Raw genomic sequence first — 20605 nt, 5'->3', positions numbered from 1 at the left:
CCGCAAACATCAGGAGTAACTCTGTCATATCAGACATAGGTTCTTCGTGATGCGCCTTCAGAAGATCGTTACGGATTTTTTCAGCGATCGGGGTTCCGCCCGGTTCGCGAGTCACCACCACAGAGATTCCCTGCGATTCGAGGTGCCTTGCAACCGCCTGAATATTGGTCGACTTACCAACACCTTCACCACCTTCAAACGTAATAAAACGACCGGAAGTAGTTAGCATCAGTCAGTCTCCCCGCTGCTTTGCTCTGCTTTTGGCGCTGAGCGGTAGTCGCTCCGTCGCGATAGTTGGTAGCGTCGCACTGCCTTATTGTGCTCTTCCAGAGTGGAAGAAAAATAATGGCTACCATCCCCCCGCGCGACGAAGAATAGCTCGGTACCTTCTGCAGGGTTCAACGCCGCGCGAATAGCTTCTCGGCCAGCCAGCGCGATAGGCCCCGGAGGCAGTCCTTTGTTGCGATAGGTGTTATATGGATTACTGCGATCACGCAGGTGCGCTCGCGTGAGATTGCCATCGAAAGACTCACCCAGGCCGTAGATGACGGTTGGGTCTGTTTCTAACCTCATATTCTTTTGTAAGCGGCGCACAAAAACACCGGCGATAACCGGACGTTCACTGGCGACACCCGTTTCTTTCTCGATAATAGACGCCATGACCAGCGCTTCATACGGCGAGGTATAAGGCAGATTAGCATCGCGCGCCTGCCACTCCTCTTTAAGCACCCTGTTCAGTCTTTCGTGCGCCTGAGTGATGATTTCAGAGACGGGCTGGTTGCGGTGATAAACATAGGTGTCCGGGTAAAGCTGTGCTTCAGCATGAACTGTAAGACCAAGATAGTCGGATACACGCTCGACGGTAAGGGCTCCGAGGTCTTGTTGAAGATACTCAGCCTGACTCAACGCTTCGAGAGCGGCAGACAGCCTGCGTCCTTCAATTAAGGAAACCCGATACGTTCTGGTCTGAGCTTCCGCCAGGTACGGCAATATCGTGAGGCTGCTGAGCCCCGGTGGAATAATAAATTCACCGGCACGAACATCACGCGCCCCGCCAGTCAGTCTCGCAGCAACTTTCAGGCGAAGAGCCGAACGAAGCCACCCCTGATCTTCCCACTGCTGCGCCATGCTGTTCAGCGACTGTCCCTTCTCGATCACGACAACGACAGACGTTTGATTAAGGTTTTTCTGACTCAGCCACCAGTACCCTACGGAGCCGAGAATAAGCCCTGCCAATACAAGCAGAGCTATCATTGCGAGCAAGAGTCGCTTAAGCATCATTCAAACATTTCCTGATAGGCAAGCTGCCATCGCTTTGCTTCTGGTGCCACATCCAGAGTCTGGCCATCAAAGATGTGACAGGAGCGAATTCCAACAAGACTATTTGTAAAAATCAGCCCTTGAGCGCTGTTAAGCTCGGGCAGACCAAAGTTTTGTACGTTGATTTCGGGGTTCGTATCCAGCAACCAGCGTCGTACTACTCCATTAATCCCCGACGAGGTTATTTCCGGGGTTAGCCAACGGCCGTCCAGTTTAACAAAAACATTGCTCATGCACCCCTCAATCACGATCCCGCTACTATCGAGCATGATGCATTCATCCCACTCGACATCGAAGCTGTCGCGGGCAAGTACCTGCTCAAGTCGGTTCAGGTGTTTATGCCCAGCGAGCAATGGCTGAGTCGATAACACAATATCGCTCGTACCAGCAGCGTAAGGGGATATTGAAAACGCCGGTGCATTGAAATAGCGCACCGTTACCAACGGCATGAGATCTGGAGTGAATCCGTATCCTCGTGGACCAACGCCTCTCGTTACCAGAAGCTTGCACGCTGTCATACCGACTGGATGCGCCATCGAATCAATCGCGTGCAAAACGAATTCAACCGCGACGTCACTGAAGCGGAGCGCTTTCAGCCCCAGTGCCAGGCGCTCGACATGCATTTGCCAGAGAGGTGCAACACCGCGACCATCAAGACGGACCGTTTCAAAGAGCCCATCACCGAACTGCTGCCCTCTGTCATCAAACTCCTGCGCATCAGACTGCCAGCCATTTCCGGCCTGATAGTTAAACTTCATTGAGATATCCGGCTAAAAATCAGCGTGGCATTAGTCCCACCAAAGCCAAAGGAGTTGCTCATTACATGCTCCAGCGGCATATCCCTTGAAACTGGGCCGATCAAGTCGAGATCACAACCAGGGGACGGCGTTGTCAGGTTTAAAGTCCCCGGAGCCTTCTGGTCACACAGAGCAAGGACTGAGATGAGAGCTTCGAGCGAACCAGCAGCACCAATCAGATGGCCAGTCATCGACTTAGTCGAGGAGATCGCGACACTGTTGGCCGCCTTACCGAAGGCGGATTTTATCGCATTAATTTCAGCGAGATCGCCCGCAAGGGTCGACGTGCCGTGAGCATTAATGTAGCCAATATTGTCGGGCGTTAAGTCAGCATTGTGAAGAGCATTGGCCATCGAAAGCGCCGCCCCCTCGCCGTTCTCAGGTGGTGAGGTCACGTGATAAGCATCATCACTCATGCCAAACCCTGAGAGCTCTGCGTAGATCTTTGCCCCCCTCGCCTGAGCATGCTCAAGAGACTCGAGAACAAGAACAGCAGCGCCACTACTAAGAACAAACCCATCACGGTAAACGTCCCAGGGGCGACTTGCCCCCTGTGGACTATCTGTACGCGTGCTCAATGCACGAGCAGCGGCAAAGCCAGAAATCCCCAATGGCGAACACGCCATCTCAGCCCCGCCAGCGACCATCAGATCTGCATCGCCGAAGGCAATGGTTCGTGCAGCGAAACCGATATTGTGTGTACCGGTGGTACATGCGGTGGCAATTGAGAAGTTAGGGCCTTTGAAGCCGTGTCGGATTGCTATGTTACCAGCAGCCATATTGACAACCGAACCAGGCACAAGGAAAGGAGATACCCGCCGTGGCCCACTGTTATTGAGCGTATCGACGTTTGTTTCTATCGTCGATATGCCGCCAATACCAGAACCCACCGCAACACCGCAGCGAACCGGATCGTACGTCTCTCCGAGCCCTGCATCATTAAGCGCCTCATCTGCGGCGACCAGCGCGTATTGAATAAACGGGTCAAGTTTGCGCGATTCTTTTGCAGATAGTACATCATCCGCACAAAAACCTTTAACTTCACCACCGAAGTCAACGGAATAACCTATGGTATCAAATCCCGTTATAGGACCTATCCCACTTTCACCTGCAAGAATCGCTTTCCAGGTATCCGGAGCATTCAAGCCGCACGGATTCACCGTGCCCAGCCCCGTAATCACTACGCGTTTGGTTTTCATATTCAGTCACCCGCCCAGAATGAATATACCCTGCAGCATTTCAGTGTCGGGACAGAACCCCGCTCATACGGTGGTTGCCGCAGGGCACAAAAAAGCCGCGACGGCTGCGCGGCTTTTTCCTATCGCTACTAACCCTTACAGGTTAGCAACGATGTAGTCGATAGCTTCCTGAACGGTAGTCAGCTTCTCAGCCTGCTCGTCTGGAATCTCAGTCTCGAATTCTTCTTCCAGAGCCATAACCAGCTCTACAGTGTCGAGAGAGTCTGCACCCAGATCATCAACAAAAGAAGATGAAGCTTTTACTTCTTCTTCCTTAACACCCAGCTGTTCACAGACGATTTTCTTTACGCGTTCTTCAATGTTACTCATTGCTATATTCCTGACTTGTTAAATTTTCCAGAAGGTCAGCGAGACCTTAACCCATGTTCATACCGCCATTCACATGAATGGTCTGGCCGGTAATATATCTGGCATCGTCGCTTGCCAAGAAGGCAACCGCACCTGCGATATCATCAACATGACCGAAGCGCTTACCCGGAATGGACGCTAGGATGGCCTCTTTTTGCGTTTCAGGCAAGACATCTGTCATGTCAGTTTGAATAAATCCAGGCGCCACACAGTTGACGGTGATATTGCGACTGGCGATTTCCTGAGCAAGCGAGCGACTGAAGCCTTCCAGCCCTGCCTTGGCAGCAGCATAATTAGCCTGACCGCCATTGCCTGTTGTGCCAATAATTGAGCTGATGTTAATGATGCTCCCGGCCTTTTGCTTGAGCATGGCCTTTGCTAACGCCTTGCACACCCGGAAAACCCCTGAAAGGTTGGTATTAACTACCGCATCCCAATCGTCTTCACTGAGACGCAAAAATAGATTATCGCGTGTAATGCCAGCGTTATTCACTACAACCAAAGGCGTACCATACTCAGAAAGTAGCGATTTCATTGCTGCGTTAGTCTGTTCACTATCAGCAATATTCAACACCGCCGCCGAGTGCTCGTCGCCATGCACTCGCAATTTAGCCTGCAGGGCTTCAGCGCCAGACTCACTGGTTGCCGTCCCGACAACACGGTATCCGTCTGCAACCAAACGCTCTGCGATCGCAAATCCAATCCCACGGGAAGCACCCGTAACGAGGGCCAGCTTCTTCTCTGACATTATTCGGCCCCCTGAATTTTAGACATGCTTGCCTCCAGGCCTGCAAGATCGCCCGTACCAGCTACCGGCAGACTCTTATCAATACGCTTATTCAGCCCAGCGATCACTTTTCCTGGGCCGAATTCAACCGCAAGCTCCGCATGATGACGAACAGCAGGAACGGCGCCTGTCCAATTCACAGGACTATACAATTGCTGAAGCAAACGCTGAGGTATTTCCTCCAGCGTGGCTGGAGCATTACCCACATTATGGTAAACCGGGAATTTAGGTGCTCTCCATTGAACCCCGTCGAGATCTGCTGCGAATATCTCCGCCGCCGCCTTCATCAGACTCGAATGGAATGGTCCACTCACAGCAAGAGGCAGCGCACGTTTCGCGCCCGCTTCTTTCGCCAGTTCTATGGCTTTTTCAATACCCGCCTGCTCGCCGGCGATAACAATCTGACCCGGCGCATTAAAGTTTGCCGGCTCTACAACACCTGCCTGAGACGCAGCCTCACACACTTCAACGATCTGTTCGTCGTTAAGGCCCAGAACGGCAGCCATGCCCCCCTGCCCAGCAGGAACAGCAGCCTCCATGAGTTCGCCACGACGTCGAACCAGGCGGACAGCGTCTGCGAAATCAATCGCATCTGCTGCGACCAGTGCCGAGTATTCACCAAGAGAATGCCCAGCACCCGCAGTAACATTAAGCGCGGGACTGTGTTGGCTGACGACACGCCATACAGCAGTGCTGGCAGCAAGCAATGCAGGCTGTGTATTAAAGGTCTGGTTTAATGTGGAATCTGGCCCTTCGGTGACCATCTTCCAGAGATCGATGCCCAGGGCATCAGAGGCTTCAGCGAATGTCCCACTGACTTCAGAATACTGTTTCGAGATATCAGACAGCATGCCCACCTGTTGAGCACCCTGCCCCGGGAAAAACGCAATCACGTCGGTCATTGCAAAACCTTATCGTTATTTTCTTCGATCGTTCTGGTCGCACCAGAATATAGCTGCGTATTGTGACAATAAACCGCATTAAATGCACAGGATTATTGCCTGAAACTCACCAGTTGGCCTGACTTCAGGGTTCAAAACCGGGCTTCAGCAAGTGATTTTTAAAAACTCAGCTTCCATAGACTGGTAATCACGCGTTCTTAGCTGACGAACCATGTATTCCAGGGCGTAGCGAAACGCGCGCTCGTCAGACTTTCCATGCGTCTTTGCAACGTTCCCTGCAATCCCCAGAAGCATAGCGCCGCCATGACGAGCTGGCGAAACCTGCCGGTCGATTCGTCTCATGGTTGCCTTCCACAGAGGATAGAACCACCGCAAAGCGAGCGAACTTCGCAACTCAGAGCCCATCATATCAAGGAGCCACTCAATCAACCCTTCTGTCGTTTTCAGGGTAATATTACCGGAATAGCCATCGCAGATAACTGCATCGAGATCACCATCAAACAGACGATCTCCCTCGCGAAAGCCCGCATAGAGAGAACCCAACTGCTCATCAAATAGAGCACCCGCGGCTTTGATGGTATCGGTTCCCTTTCCCGGTTCCGTGCCGATATTAAGCAGGGCAAGCCTGGGCTGCTCATTACCACCTGCGCGATACCAGGCTGTCGCCAGAAAGCCGAGCTGAAGCAGCTGTTCAGATGTCATGCAGATATTGGCGCCCAGATCCATCATCAATAATGGACGCCCCTTGGTTGGCAGCTGAGTGGCAAGAGCCGGGCGATCCACACCATGAAGAGCCCCGAGATGCTTGCGGGCAAGCACCAATAACGCACCAGTGTTACCTATCGACAAAACGCCATCGGCGTCGCCTGACGCATGAAGTTTCAGGCAAACAGACATACTGGAATCTGCGCGTTCTTTGAGGGCCTGGCGAGGGCTATCCTCCATGCGCACATGCCCCCCGCATACAACAAGTCGTGCACGAGGCTGGTATTTGCCAAGAATTTTACGAGCAGAAGCGTGCAGAGATTCTTCGAGAGGCAAGATTACTTCGACGTCGGGATCATTTTTCATCAGGGCCCGACATGCCCTGAACGCAACGCGGGGACCTAAGTCCCCGCCCATCGCATCAACCGCTATGGTTACCATAGAATCAGTTGCTGCCAGTCTCCACGACTTTTTTGCCACGGTAGAAACCGTCAGCACTCACGTGGTGACGACGATGAGTTTCGCCAGTAGTAGCGTCGGTAGACAGAGCGATGGTGTTGGTATCAACAGCATCGTGTGAACGACGCATACCGCGCTTAGAACGGGTTACTTTGTTTTTCTGAACCGCCATGGTAGGGCTCCTGGTTAATCGCTATTTCTGTTTAAGCTGCGCAAGGACGTCAAACGGATTCGACCGTTGTGGTTCCTCTGCGGCAATGTCTTCTTGTGGCTCTATTTTGAGTGCCTGACACTCGTCCTGAGGGTGCATTGGAAAATCCGGCAAGTTGAGCAGAAGCTCATCTTCGATAACATCCCAAAGGTACAGTCGGCCTTCTTCATCAAGTTCGACAGGTTCCAGACGCTTAGGAAGCGCCTTCGCCTGGTCATCATTGAAGACCAGACCCAGTCGAAACTCAGCAGAGATACCGATCCGTACATCCCCCAGACAGCGCTGACACTCCATTACCACCCCTGCGCTACACTTACCGGATAAAACCCGAAAGCGTTCTTCATCCCGACCAAATTCAACTTCGCACTCAATATAGTCATCGAGTGAGCGGGTAGAATCTACCAGCCGGGTTAGCTTATTACTTTCGATTTTTCCTTTAAGCTGTTGATTTACCTCAACTAACTTAAAAGCATCGATGCGCTTGGGAAGCGGAGCCTCTGTCATAGTGCGCGACATCATAGGTATGTCGCCCCCTCATGTCAAAATTATTTAGCAAACCATGCGCACACTAGCGCATGGTCATCACTTGGGTACTAAAGAATGACGCCACACCTTTGCCGAAGCTGGCACCAAACCGCTCCATAAACTCAACAAACGGGTCCTTCCTTACGGTGTAGTTAACCAGCTCATCAGTACCCAAAAGATCACGCGCAACCTGGCTCGATGATGCAAGACCATCAACAAGACCAAGCTCTACCGCCTGTTCTCCTGTCCACACCAGACCACTGAAAAGATCAGGATGATCAGACAGACGGTCACCACGGCCAAGCTTTACCTGAGATATAAATTGCTTGTGCGTAGTATCCAGCACACCTTCCCAGAATTCTTTCTCCTCCTGACGCTGCGGAGAGAAAGGATCGAGAAACGCCTTATGCTCACCAGAGGTATACAGGCGACGCTCAACACCAAGCTTATCCATAGCTTCGACAAAACCAAAGCCTGACCCGACAACACCAATGGAACCAACAAGACTTGCCTTGTCTGCATAGATCTCGTCCGCGGCGGCAGCGATGTAATACGCCCCCGAAGCACCGATATCCATAACCACCGCATACACAGGGAAGTCCGGCCGCGTTGATTTCAACCTTACGATTTCATCGAACACATAGCCCGACTGGACAGGGCTACCACCCGGGCTGTTAATTCTGAGAATCAATCCCAAGGCCTCGTCGTTATCAAATGCATCTCGCATAGCACCAATGATTCGATCAGCACTCGCATCTTCTTCCGCCGATATCGCACCACGCACCTCCACGACAGCCGCATGAGGACCAACGGCGAAGCCAGCACCCCCATCCCCACCTTTAGAGGCTCCACCATAAATAATGGCAGCGATGACGAACAGGTAACTGAACGTCAGTAGTTTGAAGAATATCCCCCAGCGACGGGCGGTACGCTGCTCCTGCTGCGACGCCATAAGCGCCTTCTCTATAAGTTTCCATTCCTTGCTATTGTCTTCAGGGCGACGAAATTCGTTGTTATCCATTAATACCAATCCAGTCTAAAAGTTCGCTAATGCTATGACAGATGACTTGAGGCCCACAAGCTCTTAACCTTGCCTCGTCGTGAGCGCCATGACTCATACCGATAGAATCCATCCCGATAGCCGCTGCCATTTCAAGGTCATAGGTTGTATCCCCTACCATGACAGCACCCTCAACTGACACGCCGAGCTCCTCAAGAATTTCAGTCAACATCAGGGGGTGTGGTTTTGATTGGGTTTCATCGGCACATCGTGTTGTATTGAAAGCGCATTCAAGGGACAGGTCATGCAGTATACGATCCAACCCTTTCCGGCTCTTCCCGGTAGCGACAGCAACCTTACGCGCCCCGGCAGCCAGCCTATCAAGCAAGGCCTCCGCACCATCAAACAGATCCATTGGTATCTGACTGTCATAGACGAAGTAGCGCGCGTAAGCCGACCTCATCGGCTCCATTTGATCCGCACGCACACCGGGCCAGACCGTCTTAATGGCTTCCGGCAAGCCAAGCCCAATAATATTCTGAATGTCAGCATCAGGAACGACTGGCAAACCAACTTCCGCGCCCGCACGTCGCATACTGTCGACGATCCTGCCTGTCGAATCTGCGAGCGTTCCATCCCAATCAAAGATGACTAACTCATACTTCACATCACACCCTCGTAGCTGCATCCCACTTTATGAAAGATCGACCTCAACTCACCATCGGGCTTCGCCTCAATATTCAATCGCTCACCAGAAATAGGGTGACGAAACCCAAGGCGCCACGCATGCAGACATAATCGACGAATGCCCTGCTCTTTATCCTGAAGCGCTTCCGTGCGGTCGCTGTATTTTACATCGCCTGCAATTGCAGCCCCTTGCGAGAGACAGTGCACGCGTATCTGGTGAGTTCTTCCCGTGACAGGCTCCGCCTCAATCAAAGAGTAGCGAGCCCCCTCAGAAAGCAGCCGCATACGCGTATGACACGACTTCCCGTCTTCACTTACGACCACAACGCGCTCGCCCGATTGCCGCTCAGTACGCAGAAGAGGCAGGCGGATATCCGTTACTCCGGCATCCCAGTGACCATGAACCAGGGCAAGGTACTTTTTACTGATACCTCGCTTATCAACCAGCATCTGCTGAAGGATGGTCAGCGCCTTGCGCTTTTTCGCAACAAGGATGACGCCCGACGTATCACGATCAAGTCGATGCACCAACTCAAGAAAGCTGTGATCGGGACGAGTCTTACGGAGCGCCTCAATAAGCCCGAGCGACACACCGCTCCCTCCATGCACCGCCAACCCATGGGGCTTATTTACGGCCAGCAAAGCATCATCCTCATACAACACGGAGTCCTTCAGAATCTTCTGCAAAGCTGGTGACACGTCAGGCACCTCGTTCGCTTCTGGCAATCTGACCGGAGGAACCCGAACCCGGTCTCCTCTTTTCAGCCTGGAATCGGCCTTAGCACGACCTTTATTTATCCGCACCTCCCCCTTCCTGATAATGCGGTACACGAGCGTTTTGGGCGCCCCCTTGAGAAGACTCAACAGAAAATTATCGAGGCGCTGGCCATCGTTACCCTCATCGACATCGATAAAGTTAACTTTGGCTGGGTCTAGCTGAGGTCTGGGCATGCGAAGAAGTTACCAACGATTTATTTTGTTAAGGCAATTGCTGCCTCTGAACATTGTTGCTATATTCCGGCGTGATCGGGTGTAAACCGAACATAAGTAGCGCATCTTTCCGCATAATAATGTTGAGAAGACAACGCTCCCCGGTCAGGCCGCAAGGCGGCTAAGTATAAAGGAAGATGAATACGGTAAACACTCTTCCCTAGAATTGATTCGGCGGAATGACTCCGCCCGGTGAGATAAACCGCGCAGCTACCTGCAGGCAATCTCGCATTATCAAATTATGGACAGTGTCGGTGTCTGCTGAGCGGAGCAACAACCAGCCCGCAAACACCATTGCCCCGGGAAACGCAATCAGTAAGACGGATTCCACGGCAGAGCACCCATAAATATTTTGGTAATAACCGGCCCTGTAGGCCGTGATGAACACTGCGAAAGTGATAACTAGATTCCCCTGCTCCGCACACGTGCGTAGCGGGTTACAAGGCGGCATTACCGCCACTATCCTTCGCTGCTGAAACAACACAGCAGACAGGCCCTGCGTTGCCAGTCAGGTACGTTGCCCAACAGAGTAATACGTACCGCATGAAAAGAATGCTGATCAACGCAACTCAGACAGAAGAGTTGCGTGTTGCCCTTGTAGACGGCCAGAAGCTCTACGACCTGGACATTGAATCCGGTGGTCGCGAGCAGAAAAAGTCTAATGTTTACAAAGGCAAAATAACCCGCATCGAGCCGAGCCTCGAAGCCGCCTTTGTCGACTTCGGAGCCGAGCGTCACGGCTTCCTTCCGCTGAAAGAAATCTCTCGTGAGTATTTCTGCAAAGACCCTGGCCCTGGCCGCATCAACATCAAAGAAGTGTTGAAGGAAGGACAGGAAGTCATCGTTCAGGTAGACAAAGAAGAACGTGGTAATAAAGGCGCAGCCTTGACCACTCAGGTAAGCCTCGCCGGACGCTACCTGGTTCTGATGCCAAACAATGCCCGCGCTGGTGGTATTTCACGCCGCATCGAAGGTGATGAACGTACTCAGTTGCGTGAAGCCATGAAAGGCGTCAGCGTGCCTGACAAAATGGGCGTTATCGTGCGCACCGCAGGCATTGGCCGCTCAAGCGAAGAGCTCCAGGCCGACCTGGACTACCTCGTTCATCTCTGGGATGCAATTTCTCGCGCCGCAGAAGAGCGCGCAGCACCTGTACTCCTGCTTCAAGAAAGCAACGTCATCATTCGTGCGATCCGCGACTATCTGCGCCACGACATCGGTGAAGTTCTTATTGATACTGACGCCGCTTACAACGAAGCTCTCGCTTTTGTTCAGCAGGTGATGCCTCAGTACCAGAACAAGTTCAAGCGCTACGAAGATCCTGTACCACTATTTAATCGCTACCAGATTGAAAGCCAGATTGAGAGCGCCTTCCAGCGAGAAGTAAAACTGCCTTCTGGTGGTTCAATCGTTATTGACCCGACCGAAGCTCTGGTGTCTATCGACATCAACTCTGCACGCGCAACCAAAGGCTCAGATATTGAGGAAACAGCCCTCAATACAAACCTGGAAGCAGCCGACGAGATCTCACGCCAACTGCGCTTGCGCGACATGGGCGGCCTGGTCGTTATCGACTTCATTGACATGATGGCCAACAAGAACCAGCGCGAAGTTGAAAGCCGACTGAAGAAAGCTCTCGAGGTTGACCGCGCTCGCGTTCAGGTTGGCAGAATCTCTCGCTTCGGCCTGATGGAAATGTCACGCCAGCGTCTGCGCCCTTCTCTGGACGAAACCGCTGCGCACGTGTGTCCTCGCTGTAGCGGCACAGGCGTTGTACGCGACACCAAATCTTCAAGCCTGTCGATCCTTCGCCTCATTGAAGAAGAAGCAGCAAAAGACAACACAGCACAGGTTCGTGCGATTGTTCCTGTTTCTGTTGCGTCATTCCTTCTGAATGAAAAGCGCGCACTGATTGCTGGCATTGAACAGCGTCACAACTGCCTGGTGATGGTACTTCCAAATCCGAACATGGAAACACCGCACTACGAAGTTCAGCGCCTCCGCCCAGACGACACTATGGTCGGCGAAGTATCTTACGAGCACCGCCTGGATATGGATGAGCCGGAGCACTTGAGCGAAGCGCTCAATGCCGAGCCAGTGAAAGCACAGGAAGCGGCCGTAAGCACTGTACCGCGCACACCTGCGCCAGTTGCTGCGACGCAGCCACAAGAAGCGGCACCGCAATCAGCCGGCCTGTGGGGGCGTATTGGTCAGGCCATCTCTGCCCTGCTTACCACAGAGAAAGAGCCCGAAGCAGCGCCGCGCCCGGAAGTTCGTGTTAACAAGAACACCAAGTCCGAGCCAAAAAACAAGAACGCAAAAAATGGTCGTCGCGATAATCGCCGCAAAGCGGATGATGGCGATGATAAGCGTCGCAATGGCCGACAGCAGGACAAAGCCCGCAACGGCAAAGCTTCTGACAAACCAGCGAATGAGCGTGGCGGTAGAAACAACCGCAATGGCCAACGAGATGGTCAGCGAGATAGCCAGAACGGTGACACCCAGGCGAAAGGCGACAACCGTAAAGGTCGCAACAACCGCCGCAACGGCAACGACAAGTCTGAAAACGCTCGCAATGAAAAGCCTGCACGCCAGAACAAGGTCAGCCAGGACTCTTCAGATGCCAATGAGAACCCGAACGCTAAGCGCGCTCCTCGTCGCGACCGCAGTCGTCGTGAAGATATTCCTAAGCCACAGAAACCTGCAGCAAAGGAGAACCCTGAAGAAGTGGTAGCTGATACTCAGCCAGTGAACACCACTACTGAGACTGCTACTTCGCAGCCTGCTGAAGCAAAAACAAACGACACAAAACCAGAAGAAGCTGGCGCGCAGTCTGAAAACCGCTCTGAAGGCAATAGCCGTCGCCGTGGTCGCCGTCGTTCACGTAAGTCTGCAGCACAAGCTGGCGAGAACACAGCCACTCAGACCGATAGCAAATCTGAAGCTGAGGATAAGCCTGCAGCCGAAGCTAAGCCAACGGCAGAAACTAAACCTGCAGCCGAAGCTAAGCCAGCGGCAGAAGCTAAGCCAGCGGCAGAAGCTAAGCCAGCAGCCGAAGCTAAGCCAACGGCAGAAACTAAACCTGCAGCCGAAGCTAAGCCAACGGCTGAAACTAAACCAGCGGCAGAAGCTAAGCCAACAGTAGATGACAAGGCAGAGTCTGAAGAGAAAAAGCCTTCCAGACGTCGTCGTCGCGCTCCGTCAGGTCGTGCTCCTAATGACCCTCGCAACGCGGGTGATAAGTCTGAGAGCTCGCCTTCAAAGCAGGAAGTAGCTGAAGAAGAGCAGAGCGGGGAATAATCCCCGCCAGCTTACTCACTCGGTTAGCACTGGGTGAACAGGCACAAAAAAGCCCGCAAACGCGGGCTTTTTTATACCCTGATACATCTGATCAGAACGTATCACCAGGTATGTGAACATTCCCTTCCATAATGATGCGCGCACTGCGACTCATTACAGCTTTCTTAGCGGTCCACTCACCATTTACCTCCTCAGCAGCCGCACCAACGCGAAGCGTACCCGACGGATGACCGAAAGTAACTGCATCACGAGCACCACCGCCTGCGGCTTCATTAACCAGAGTGCCCGGAATCGCTGCTGCTGTGGCGATAGCTACCGACGCGGTTCCCATCATGGCGTGGTGCAGTTTCCCCATAGACAGCGCACGAACGCATACGTCGATATCAGTTTCGGCGATTTGCTTACCGCTCGAGGATTCGTACGCCGCTGCAGGTGCAACAAAAGCAATCTTTGGGGTGTGCTGGCGAGCGACTGCTTCAGAAATATTCGAGATCAGGCCCATCTTTACCGCACCATATGCCCGCATGGTTTCGAAACGAGCAAGAGCCTCAGCATCTGAGTTCAGGTCTTTCTGAAGCTCAGTTCCTGTGTAGCCAATATCCGCAGCGTTGACAAATATGGTTGGGATGCCGGCGTTAATCATGGTCGCCTTAAAAGTACCCACTCCAGGTACATCAAGGTCATCAACCAAATTGCCCGTCGGGAACATAGAACCTTCACCATCCGCCGGGTCCATAAATTCAATTACGACTTCCGCAGCAGGAAACGTCACACCATCCAGTTCAAAGTCACCGGTTTCCTGCACTTCACCATTAGTGATTGGTACGTGAGCAATAATGGTCTTCTTAATGTTTTTCTGCCAGATACGAACGATGCAAATGCCGTTTTCTGGAATCCGACCAGCATCGACCAGACCTTTAGAAATAGCGAACGCCCCGACAGCAGCTGTTAAGTTGCCGCAATTACCTGACCAGTCGACAAAGGCCTTGTTAATGGCAACCTGACCAAACAGATAATCAACGTCATGATCCGGCTGCTCGCTCTTTGCAAGAATAACCGTCTTTGACGTACTCGAAGTCGCGCCGCCCATGCCGTCGATCTGCTGACCATAAGGATCAGGGCTGCCGATGGTGCGCAGCAGAATCTTATCGCGCGCTTCACCCGGCACCTGAGCCGCCTCAGGCAGATCGGTCAGACTGAAAAAAACGCCCTTCGACGTACCGCCACGCATGTAAGTCGCAGGGATTTTAATTTGTGGTTTATGAGTCATAAGATGCCCCATCGAATAATAAAAATAAGGTGGGCCATGCCCACCCTACCGATTCAGCTTTGTCACCTGACGCTTTTTACGCTCTCTCATAATGAAGCGTCGGCGAAGACGCTGAGGCGAGGCGCAGATCAGCGAGGAAGCGGAGCGTACTGGAGTACGTGAGCATTCCGAGTTGATCTGCAACACTGCCTCAGCAATGCAGCCAGCTTCAAGCGCCTTTCAGGAAGTCCTTGGCGAACTTCTGCAGCACGCCACCCGCGTTATAGGTAATAACCTCATCGGCGGTATCCAGTCGACAGGTGACTGGCACTTCAACGGTTTCGCCATTCTGGCGGTGAATCACCAGCGTGAGGTCGCCGCGAGCAGACCGCTCACCGATAACGTCGTAGGTTTCAGTACCGTCGAGCTTCAGCGTCTTACGCGTTGTGCCTTCCTTAAACTGAACTGGCAACACGCCCATACCAATCAGATTGGTGCGGTGAATGCGTTCAAAACCTTCAGCAACAATTACTTCAACGCCTGCGAGACGCACACCTTTCGCCGCCCAGTCACGTGATGAACCCTGACCATAGTCAGCACCGGCCACGATAATCAACGGCTGTTTGCGCTCCATGTAGGCTTCAATCGCTTCCCACATACGAACGACCTTACCTTCTGGCTCGATACGAGCCAGAGAGCCTTGTTTCACTTCACCGTTCTCCTGAACCATTTCGTTCATCAGTTTCGGGTTAGCAAAGGTTGCTCGCTGAGCAGTCAGGTGGTCACCGCGGTGGGTAGCGTATGAGTTAAAGTCCTCTTCTGGCAGTCCCATTTTGTGCAGGTATTCACCCGCAGCACTGTCCATCAGGATGGCATTCGACGGAGACAGGTGGTCCGTCGTAATGTTGTCCGGCAGGATCGCCAACGGGCGCATGCCTTTCATGGTGCGCTCTGCCGCCAAAGCGCCTTCCCAGTATGGAGGACGACGGATGTAGGTCGACATCGGGCGCCAGTCGTACAGCGGGCTTTCAGCGCGTTCAATTGAGCCAAGATCAAACATTGGGATATAGACATCACGGAACTGTTCAGGCTTCACGAACTCGCCGACAATGGCGTCGATTTCTTCGTCCGATGGCCAGATGTCTTTCAGTGAGATCGGGTTGCCATCGGCATCGTTGCCCAGCACGTCCTTTTCGATATCGAAACGCACAGTACCTGCAATCGCATACGCTACAACCAGCGGCGGTGACGCCAGGAACGCCTGTTTGGCGTATGGGTGGATACGGCCGTCGAAGTTACGGTTACCCGACAGAACGGCTGTGGCGTACAGGTCACGATCAATAATTTCCTGCTGAATCTCAGGGTCCAGCGCACCAGACATACCGTTACAGGTGGTACAGGCGAATGCCACGATACCAAAACCAAGCTTCTCCAGCTCAGGCAGCAGACCGGCTTCTTCGAGGTAGGTACGAGCCACCTTAGAGCCAGGCGCGAAGGATGATTTCACCCAAGGCTTGCGGATCAGGCCCAGCTCGTTCGCTTTTTTAGCAAGCAGGCCCGCCGCGACGACGTTGCGAGGGTTTGATGTGTTAGTACAGGAAGTAATCGCGGCAATGATCACAGCACCGTCCGGGATCAAGCCTTCTGCTTCCTGAGCTTTCGCCTCTTCCAGGTTACCTGCAATGCCTTTGGCTGCCAGATCGGCTGTCGCCAGCAACGCATGCGGATTTGAAGGGCCGGCCATGTTGCGGCCAACAGAAGACAGATCAAACGTAAGAACACGCTCATACTCAGCATTTGCCAACGAGTCCGCCCACAAGCCGGTCTCTTTAGCGTACTGCTCAACGAGAGCCACCTGTTCTGGCTCACGACCAGTCAGATTCAGGTAGTCGATGGTCTGCTCATCAATGTAGAACATGGCTGCAGTCGCGCCGTATTCTGGCGTCATGTTAGAAATCGTTGCCCGGTCACCGATGGTCAGGCTCGATGCGCCTTCACCGAAGAACTCAAGGTAGGCACCCACCACACGTTCTTTACGCAGGAACTGAGTCAGAGCCAGCACGATGTCCGTTGCGGTAATGCCCGGCTGTCGCTTACCCGTCAGCTCAACACCTACGATGTCAGGAAGGCGCATCATGGATGGATGGCCCAGCATCACGGTTTCAGCCTCAAGACCACCAACACCAACAGAGATAACGCCAAGTGCATCTACGTGTGGCGTGTGCGAGTCGGTACCGACACAGGTATCCGGGAATGCAACACCGTCGCGTGCCTGAACCACCGGAGACATTTTCTCCAGGTTGATCTGGTGCATAATGCCGTTACCGGCTGGAATCACGTCAACGTTGTCGAACGCGGTTTTAGTCCATTCGATAAAGTGGAAACGGTCTTCGTTACGACGTTCTTCAATATCACGGTTTTTCTGGAACGCATCCGGATCAAAACCGCCACACTCAACAGCCAGCGAGTGGTCAACGATCAGCTGTGTCGGAACAACTGGGTTCACTTTCGACGGGTCGCCGCCCTGCTCTGCAATGGCGTCACGCAGACCTGCAAGGTCTACCAGAGCGGTCTGGCCAAGAATGTCGTGACATACAACGCGCGCCGGATACCAAGGGAAGTCGAGATCGCGTTTACGATCAATCAGCTGACCCAGTGCATCATTCAGCATCGCAGGATCGCATTTACGAACCAGCTGCTCAGCCAGAATGCGTGAGGTGTATGGCAGGCCATCGTAGGCGCCAGGTTTTATGGCTTCGATCGCGGCACGCGTATCAAAGTAGTCCAGGCTGCTGCCCGGCAGGTTCTTACGGAATTCAGTATTCATGATTCTCTCTGCATCAATATGCGCAGTCTCTACGGCGAAAAGGCGTTCTCACAGGCCTGATTGCAAGTCGCCGTAAACCCATCCATGGGGGCTCCCACATGCCATCCATGGCATGTAGGCTTGCAATAAGACCTGCCGAGAACACCTCTGCGGAGTCCGCGGCTACTGTATTGTTTCGGCGAATCGTCGATCGGAAGATCCGGCCCTGCCTGCCATGGTTGGCAGACCGGAGCCTACACGGATGTATCTACGGCGTGCCGGAATTTCGATTAACGGTTCAGCCAGATGAAATGCGTGACCTCAGCGATCAGCCAATGGCTTTACTGAACGTGGCTCTTCACCTGTGTACTCCGCACTCGGGCGGATAATACGGTTATCAGCACGCTGCTCCATCACGTGTGCGGCCCAGCCAGTCAGGCGGGAGCATACGAAGATGGGAGTAAACAGTTTGGTTGGAATGCCCATGTAGTTGTACGCAGACGCATGGAAGAAGTCAGCGTTACAGAACAGCTTCTTCTCACGCCACATCACCGCTTCACAACGCACAGAAATGTCATACAGGTTCGTGTCGCCGTTTTTCTGGGCAAGCTTCTCTGACCATTCTTTGATAACAGCATTACGAGGATCGGATTCGCTGTAGATCGCGTGACCGAAGCCCATGATCTTATCCTTGCGCGCCAGCATACCCATGATGCTTTCTTCAGCGTGCTCCGGATCCTTCATCCCTTCGATCAGTTCCATTGCCGCTTCGTTAGCACCACCATGCAGCGGGCCACGCAGCGAGCCGATCGCGCCTGTAATGCAGGAGTGCATATCACTCAGCGTCGAAGCACAAACACGTGCCGTGAAGGTAGAGGCATTGAACTCATGCTCTGCATACAGAATGAGAGAAGCCTGCATCACCTGAGTATGTAGCTCAGAGGGTTTTTCGCCGTGCAAAGTCCAGAGGAACTGCTCAGCAATCGAATCCGCATCGGTGTTTTCGTCAATTCGCTTATCGTTGTGACTGAAGTTGTACCAATAGTTGATCATGCCAGGGAAGACAGCCAGCATGCGATCAGTCGCTTCTTGCTGCTCATCGAAGCTTTCTTCGGTTTCCAGATTGCCCAGCATTGAGCAACCGGTGCGCATCACGTCCATCGGGTGTGCAGACGCAGGAATGCGCTCAAGAACTTCTTTCAGAGCCTGTGGCAAGCCACGCATGCCCTTCAGTTTGGTTTTGTATGCGTCCAGCTCAGCCTGACTCGGCAGTTCGCCTTTCAGGATCAGATACGCAACTTCTTCAAACTCACAGTTTGCCGCGAGGTCTTTCACATCGTAGCCGCGGTAAGTCAGACCCGAGCCTGACTTACCTACAGTAGAAAGTGCAGTTTTACCGGCGACCTGGCCACGCAGGCCTGCCCCAGAGAGTTCTTTTCCAGCAGCCATGTGCTTCTCCTATAACTTTAGATACGTAACGTAACTATCTGAAATTATTAAAATTTAAATAGGCGAGAACAGCATCTCGCCGGTAAATCACTTATTCTTACCTTCCTCAAACAGCGCATCGAGCTTCTGTTCGAAATCGTGGTAGTTCAGGTAATCGTACAGCTCCATGCGGGTCTGCATAATATCGACTACCTTACGCTGATGACCTTCTTCAAGCAGGCTTTTGTATACAGTCTCAGCGGCTTTGTTCATTGCGCGGAACGCACTCAGCGGATAAAGCACCATAGCGGCACCCCACTCACCCAGCTGCTCGCGACTCCACAGTTCGGTCTGACCGAACTCAGTGATGTTTGCCAGAATCGGCACATCCAGCGCTTCAGCGAAAGCGCGGTAGTGTTCTTCAGTCTTCACAGCTTCAGCGAAGATGCCGTCAGCGCCAGCTTCAACACATGCTTTCGCACGTTCAATCGCCGCTTCAAGACCTTCCTGAGCGAACGCATCAGTACGGGCCATGATGAAGAAATCCGGATCAGTTCGAGCATCAACAGCCGCTTTGATACGGTCGACCATTTCTTCTTTAGATACGATTTCTTTGTTCGGGCGATGACCACAACGCTTTTGAGCAACCTGATCTTCGATATGCACTGCAGCAGCACCGGCCTTTTCCATCTCTTTAATGGTGCGAGCGATGTTGAATGCGCCCCCCCAACCCGTATCAATATCAACCAACAGCGGCAACGAGCTTGCAGAAGTAATACGACGAACATCTTCAACCACGTCGTTCAGCGACGTCATACCGAGGTCTGGCAGGCCGTAGGAAGCGTTTGCAACACCACCACCGGAGAGATAGATCGCCTGATGGCCAATTTTTTCAGCCATCATCGCGGCATACGCATTGATGGTACCTACAATTTGCAGCGGCTTGTTATCTTCAAGCGCCTTACGGAATTTCTGGCCTGGGGTCATATCAGGTCTCCTGTGCCGTATAAGTTAATGTCGGGCCTCGTGAGCCAGACGAGTTTCAAGGTTAGTCAAAGACACCTGGATATGGCGCCTCATCAGTAGTTCGGCGAGTTGCGGATCACGACTTTTTATCGCCTCCACAATGCGCTGGTGCTCTTTCAATGCCTGCAGCGGGCGCTCTGAGCTGGTACTGGTGCGATAACGATACATACGGATTATGTGATAGAGGTCACCACAGAGCATTTGATGCAAACGGCTATTCTTGCTGCCTTCGATAATGCGGTAGTGAAAATCCAGATTGCCCGACTTCTGGTAGTAACTGAGTCCCTGATCTGCCTCAATGGAACGTGCATGTTCTTCGAGAAGCTTTTCAAGTGCTGAAATATCAGCGTCAGACATACGCTCTGCGGCCAGGCGGCACGCCATACTCTCAAGCTCCAGGCGAACTTCATAGATATCACGCAGTTCCTCGAGCGACAAAGACACCACACGAGCGCCAGCATGCGGAACACGAACCACGAGATTGCGTGCCTCAAGCTTCTGAATCGCTTCTCTTATCGGCGCGCGACTGCCGCCATATCGGGTAACCAATGCCTGCTCCGAAAGTTTTTCACCGGGAGCCAGCTCTCCACGAACGATAGCCGTGGCGAGTTCAGAGAACACTTTTTCAGCAAGCGTTTGGGCTTCAGACATAGATTGTCGACAATCCTAAATAAGTCGACCGACATTCTACGCCTAAAAATGCCAGTTTCAATAGATCTACGACCAAGATTGTATACAACCCAGCCCATCCCATCGAAAACGGAGCACAAAAAAGCCCGGCCATGCCGTAATGCTGTTCACTTAAG

At 52.8% G+C, this 20605-nt stretch carries 19 protein-coding genes; 1 reads left to right on the top strand and 18 read right to left on the bottom strand.

Translation table 11 applies throughout. The features are described from left to right. The 13 genes from B2R29_RS07205 to B2R29_RS07145 all read right to left on the bottom strand — a co-directional run. On the bottom strand, positions 1 to 229 hold a 229-nt coding region (locus B2R29_RS07205; protein ID WP_301180417.1), incomplete at its 3' end, for a dTMP kinase. After that, positions 229 to 1281 carry an endolytic transglycosylase MltG gene (mltG, locus tag B2R29_RS07200; RefSeq protein WP_297533974.1) on the bottom strand — a complete coding sequence of 351 codons (1053 nt, stop codon included), beginning with the start codon at positions 1279 to 1281 and terminating at the stop codon, positions 229 to 231. The genes B2R29_RS07205 and mltG, both read right to left, overlap by 1 nt. Then, entirely contained in the window at positions 1278 to 2078 is an 801-nt protein-coding gene (pabC, locus tag B2R29_RS07195; RefSeq protein WP_286836587.1) for an aminodeoxychorismate lyase, read from the bottom strand. Before pabC ends, mltG begins: the two co-directional genes overlap by 4 nt. Further along, positions 2075 to 3316: a beta-ketoacyl-ACP synthase II gene (gene fabF / locus B2R29_RS07190; RefSeq protein WP_301180416.1), complete on the bottom strand. Its 1242-nt coding sequence runs from the start codon at positions 3314 to 3316 to the stop codon at positions 2075 to 2077. The genes pabC and fabF overlap by 4 nt, the downstream gene beginning before the upstream one ends. 135 nt (positions 3317 to 3451) lie before the next feature. Beyond that, the gene (gene acpP / locus B2R29_RS07185; protein WP_068441653.1) at positions 3452 to 3685 is read right to left on the bottom strand and encodes an acyl carrier protein; all 234 of its coding nucleotides are present in this window, start codon (positions 3683 to 3685) and stop codon (positions 3452 to 3454) included. Positions 3686 to 3731: 46 nt separating this feature from the next. Continuing rightward, positions 3732 to 4472, bottom strand: a complete 741-nt coding sequence (fabG, locus tag B2R29_RS07180) for a 3-oxoacyl-ACP reductase FabG (RefSeq protein ID WP_301180415.1) — start codon at positions 4470 to 4472, stop codon at positions 3732 to 3734. Then, entirely contained in the window at positions 4472 to 5413 is a 942-nt protein-coding gene (fabD, locus tag B2R29_RS07175) for an ACP S-malonyltransferase (RefSeq protein ID WP_301180414.1), read from the bottom strand. Before fabD ends, fabG begins: the two co-directional genes overlap by 1 nt. A 144-nt stretch (positions 5414 to 5557) precedes the next feature. Continuing rightward, the gene (locus tag B2R29_RS07170; protein WP_301180413.1) at positions 5558 to 6559 is read right to left on the bottom strand and encodes a phosphate acyltransferase; all 1002 of its coding nucleotides are present in this window, start codon (positions 6557 to 6559) and stop codon (positions 5558 to 5560) included. Between the two features lie 4 nt (positions 6560 to 6563). After that, a complete protein-coding gene (rpmF, locus tag B2R29_RS07165) occupies positions 6564 to 6749 on the bottom strand; it encodes a 50S ribosomal protein L32 (RefSeq protein ID WP_068438725.1) in 186 nt (61 codons plus the stop codon). Between the two features lie 21 nt (positions 6750 to 6770). Beyond that, a complete protein-coding gene (locus B2R29_RS07160) occupies positions 6771 to 7307 on the bottom strand; it encodes a YceD family protein (RefSeq protein WP_301180412.1) in 537 nt (178 codons plus the stop codon). A 49-nt stretch (positions 7308 to 7356) separates the two neighbouring features. Further along, entirely contained in the window at positions 7357 to 8334 is a 978-nt protein-coding gene (locus B2R29_RS07155; protein ID WP_301180411.1) for a S49 family peptidase, read from the bottom strand. Further along, positions 8327 to 8980, bottom strand: a complete 654-nt coding sequence (locus B2R29_RS07150) for an HAD-IA family hydrolase (RefSeq protein WP_301180410.1) — start codon at positions 8978 to 8980, stop codon at positions 8327 to 8329. Before B2R29_RS07150 ends, B2R29_RS07155 begins: the two co-directional genes overlap by 8 nt. After that, the gene (locus B2R29_RS07145; RefSeq protein WP_301180409.1) at positions 8977 to 9951 is read right to left on the bottom strand and encodes an RluA family pseudouridine synthase; all 975 of its coding nucleotides are present in this window, start codon (positions 9949 to 9951) and stop codon (positions 8977 to 8979) included. The genes B2R29_RS07150 and B2R29_RS07145 overlap by 4 nt, the downstream gene beginning before the upstream one ends. Before the next feature lie 582 nt (positions 9952 to 10533). Between B2R29_RS07145 and rne the strand changes: the two genes are divergently transcribed. After that, entirely contained in the window at positions 10534 to 13290 is a 2757-nt protein-coding gene (rne, locus tag B2R29_RS07140; RefSeq protein ID WP_301180408.1) for a ribonuclease E, read from the top strand. Positions 13291 to 13381: 91 nt separating this feature from the next. Here rne and prpF read toward each other — a convergent pair whose 3' ends face one another. From prpF to B2R29_RS07115, 5 genes are all read right to left on the bottom strand, one after another. Further along, entirely contained in the window at positions 13382 to 14560 is a 1179-nt protein-coding gene (gene prpF / locus B2R29_RS07135) for a 2-methylaconitate cis-trans isomerase PrpF (RefSeq protein WP_301180407.1), read from the bottom strand. Between the two features lie 208 nt (positions 14561 to 14768). Further along, positions 14769 to 17366 (bottom strand): Fe/S-dependent 2-methylisocitrate dehydratase AcnD, encoded by a 2598-nt coding sequence (gene acnD / locus B2R29_RS07130; RefSeq protein WP_301180406.1) that lies wholly within the window; start codon positions 17364 to 17366, stop codon positions 14769 to 14771. A gap of 300 nt (positions 17367 to 17666) precedes the next feature. Continuing rightward, positions 17667 to 18794: a bifunctional 2-methylcitrate synthase/citrate synthase gene (gene prpC, locus B2R29_RS07125; protein WP_301180405.1), complete on the bottom strand. Its 1128-nt coding sequence runs from the start codon at positions 18792 to 18794 to the stop codon at positions 17667 to 17669. 87 nt (positions 18795 to 18881) lie between these two features. Next, positions 18882 to 19760, bottom strand: a complete 879-nt coding sequence (gene prpB / locus B2R29_RS07120; RefSeq protein WP_076514839.1) for a methylisocitrate lyase — start codon at positions 19758 to 19760, stop codon at positions 18882 to 18884. A 24-nt stretch (positions 19761 to 19784) separates the two neighbouring features. After that, positions 19785 to 20450, bottom strand: coding sequence for a GntR family transcriptional regulator (locus B2R29_RS07115; RefSeq protein ID WP_301180404.1), 666 nt, complete (start codon positions 20448 to 20450; stop codon positions 19785 to 19787). Positions 20451 to 20605 lie beyond the last annotated feature (155 nt).

This window comes from Thalassolituus sp. UBA3500, from assembly GCF_002377545.1.
GTDB lineage: Bacteria > Pseudomonadota > Gammaproteobacteria > Pseudomonadales > Oceanobacteraceae > Thalassolituus.
This window is presented reverse-complemented; position numbering and strand designations above follow the sequence as displayed.

What these genes read in the sequence shown, in the direction of transcription:
- B2R29_RS07170 (WP_301180413.1), bottom strand. Translation starts at nt 6,559, where the DNA reads ATGGTAACCATAGCGGTTGATGCGATGGGCGGGGACTTAGGTCCCCGC.
- prpF (WP_301180407.1), bottom strand. Translation starts at nt 14,560, where the DNA reads ATGACTCATAAACCACAAATTAAAATCCCTGCGACTTACATGCGTGGC.
- prpB (WP_076514839.1), bottom strand. Translation starts at nt 19,760, where the DNA reads ATGACCCCAGGCCAGAAATTCCGTAAGGCGCTTGAAGATAACAAGCCG.
- pabC (WP_286836587.1), bottom strand. Translation starts at nt 2,078, where the DNA reads ATGAAGTTTAACTATCAGGCCGGAAATGGCTGGCAGTCTGATGCGCAG.
- B2R29_RS07145 (WP_301180409.1), bottom strand. Translation starts at nt 9,951, where the DNA reads ATGCCCAGACCTCAGCTAGACCCAGCCAAAGTTAACTTTATCGATGTC.
- mltG (WP_297533974.1), bottom strand. Translation starts at nt 1,281, where the DNA reads ATGATGCTTAAGCGACTCTTGCTCGCAATGATAGCTCTGCTTGTATTG.
- fabD (WP_301180414.1), bottom strand. Translation starts at nt 5,413, where the DNA reads ATGACCGACGTGATTGCGTTTTTCCCGGGGCAGGGTGCTCAACAGGTG.
- rne (WP_301180408.1), top strand. Translation starts at nt 10,534, where the DNA reads ATGAAAAGAATGCTGATCAACGCAACTCAGACAGAAGAGTTGCGTGTT.
- fabG (WP_301180415.1), bottom strand. Translation starts at nt 4,472, where the DNA reads ATGTCAGAGAAGAAGCTGGCCCTCGTTACGGGTGCTTCCCGTGGGATT.
- acnD (WP_301180406.1), bottom strand. Translation starts at nt 17,366, where the DNA reads ATGAATACTGAATTCCGTAAGAACCTGCCGGGCAGCAGCCTGGACTAC.
- rpmF (WP_068438725.1), bottom strand. Translation starts at nt 6,749, where the DNA reads ATGGCGGTTCAGAAAAACAAAGTAACCCGTTCTAAGCGCGGTATGCGT.
- B2R29_RS07155 (WP_301180411.1), bottom strand. Translation starts at nt 8,334, where the DNA reads ATGGATAACAACGAATTTCGTCGCCCTGAAGACAATAGCAAGGAATGG.
- fabF (WP_301180416.1), bottom strand. Translation starts at nt 3,316, where the DNA reads ATGAAAACCAAACGCGTAGTGATTACGGGGCTGGGCACGGTGAATCCG.
- B2R29_RS07160 (WP_301180412.1), bottom strand. Translation starts at nt 7,307, where the DNA reads ATGATGTCGCGCACTATGACAGAGGCTCCGCTTCCCAAGCGCATCGAT.
- prpC (WP_301180405.1), bottom strand. Translation starts at nt 18,794, where the DNA reads ATGGCTGCTGGAAAAGAACTCTCTGGGGCAGGCCTGCGTGGCCAGGTC.
- acpP (WP_068441653.1), bottom strand. Translation starts at nt 3,685, where the DNA reads ATGAGTAACATTGAAGAACGCGTAAAGAAAATCGTCTGTGAACAGCTG.
- B2R29_RS07115 (WP_301180404.1), bottom strand. Translation starts at nt 20,450, where the DNA reads ATGTCTGAAGCCCAAACGCTTGCTGAAAAAGTGTTCTCTGAACTCGCC.